Source organism: Prevotella sp. AM34-19LB (assembly GCF_003468525.1).
Lineage (GTDB): Bacteria > Bacteroidota > Bacteroidia > Bacteroidales > Bacteroidaceae > Prevotella.
The window spans coordinates 1-1631 of sequence record NZ_QSIG01000109.1; the positions used below are offsets into that span (position 1 = coordinate 1).

Sequence of the window (1631 nt, forward strand, 5' to 3'; positions counted from 1 at the left end):
TAGGGTGTCCAGTTCTATGTTCCAATATTAACTCACTTGTTTGAGAGTTTTGGTTCGTTCTGTCACCCAGTTTTTGGACAAGTGCTCGGTAGTCCAAGCATCAATGTCCTTAAGTTTAACATTCACTAAGCGCTCTTTGAAATTAAATGTTTTAGTAACGGATTCGTTCACGACTTTTGGATATAATGGTATCATTAGAGCAAAAGGAGTTATGCCATACAGCTTGTTCGGTGACTTCTTGCTTTTGTATATACCAAAAGTAGATTCAATGATGTCTGAAGAGATGCAGATATTCATATCCTCAGTAAGTTGCGCTTCTTCCTTTCGGAAGTACTCCAGCATCTTCAAGCCAAGGTGAGCTTGACGAGGATAAGCATTTCCTATAACATGAGCAACTATGTATGACTGGCACTCCTTACTCGTCTTGCAGGAAAAGCCTTTGTTTTTACAGATATGCTCTATATGCCTGATGGCATCCAACGCATCCATGAGTTCTTGCAACAAAGATTCATAGTCGTTGATGAAAGCATACGCTTCCTGCATTTCTTTTGGGAGTTTGTTGTAACAAGCAAGCATAGAGTTGCCCCAGATTACCCATTCAGACATATTCATGAATCTAGCAATAGTCCTCATGTTCGGTGGTAGCAAATATGCTTTATTTGTCAGATGGTATTGCAGTCTTTTCTTTCCTAAAAGTGTTGTAAGCTCAACAAAATCAGGCTGTTTTTCATACACCTTTTTGAGAATAACACCCATAGAATGACTGATGTCCGCATAATGCACATATCCAGAGTCCAAGATACCCCTTACAAGGTTATGAGCATTGTCACTAATCACATATTGAGGTTCTGAACCTGCAGATATAGTGACTTCGCTTATCTTGTTTTCGATATCTTCACCCTTGAAGTTTGCTCCTACCGTCATGTTTAAAACTGTCACATCTTCATGTTTGACAGGTCGATCTTGATGCTCTGATGGAATGGCTAGAGCCAAAAGTAGTTTCTGACCGTTTATAGCGATGCTCTCATCCATAATCATGGCAAACTTTTTGCCTTTGCATGGCTGGTCATCTTGATAAACAGACAGTCCCAACTTCTTTATCCAGTTTTCCACCGTATTGTAGCATGGACTTTTTCCGAAGTTCTCACCAAGTACTTCGGAGAATATCTCCAAGATCTTCACTACAGTTCGAAGGCCACAGCCAGTACGCATGTAGATAAGAACACAAAGTTGAATTACTACAAGAGGGAATCTATGTCCGGGAACAGGTGCGAGAGTAATGCTCTTTGTTCGTTGGTCATAGTTATTTTCTGAACGTCTTTTTTTTTGAGTTCTTTCCGAAGACCTTTGATAGTGTTTGTATTCTTCACTTCTTTGCCTTCAAGTTGCTTAACTCTTTTACGAAGACGTTTTAACTCTTCCTCAGGGGTCTCTTTATGCTGTTTTGAATCTAACTTTTTCATTGATTATAAGTATTTGTAATTATGTGCAAAGATACTAAAAATCAACGAGATACACAAATTTTCAAAGAACTATTTCGTTACATGAAACGTTAAATATCAGAGCGTAATATTAACAATTAACAGGGATGTTTCCAGCTTGTTTTCAAGAACAGAGAACTGGACACCCTA

The 1631-nt window shown here is 38.7% G+C and carries 2 protein-coding genes; both read right to left on the reverse strand.

The window, feature by feature from the left end; genetic code table 11:
- Positions 1–27: 27 nt before the first annotated feature.
- On the reverse strand, positions 28–1182 hold the full coding sequence (locus tag DW830_RS15370; RefSeq protein WP_233544583.1) for a hypothetical protein: 1155 nt from the start codon (positions 1180–1182) through the stop codon (positions 28–30).
- Positions 1183–1238: 56 nt separating this feature from the next.
- Complete coding sequence (locus DW830_RS15375; RefSeq protein ID WP_117588242.1) at positions 1239–1463, reverse strand: hypothetical protein; 225 nt, start codon at positions 1461–1463, stop codon at positions 1239–1241.
- Positions 1464–1631 lie beyond the last annotated feature (168 nt).

Bases quoted from the DNA above. Each gene is read 5' to 3' on its own strand.
- DW830_RS15375 (WP_117588242.1), bottom strand. From the start codon at position 1,463: ATGAAAAAGTTAGATTCAAAACAGCATAAAGAGACCCCTGAGGAAGAG.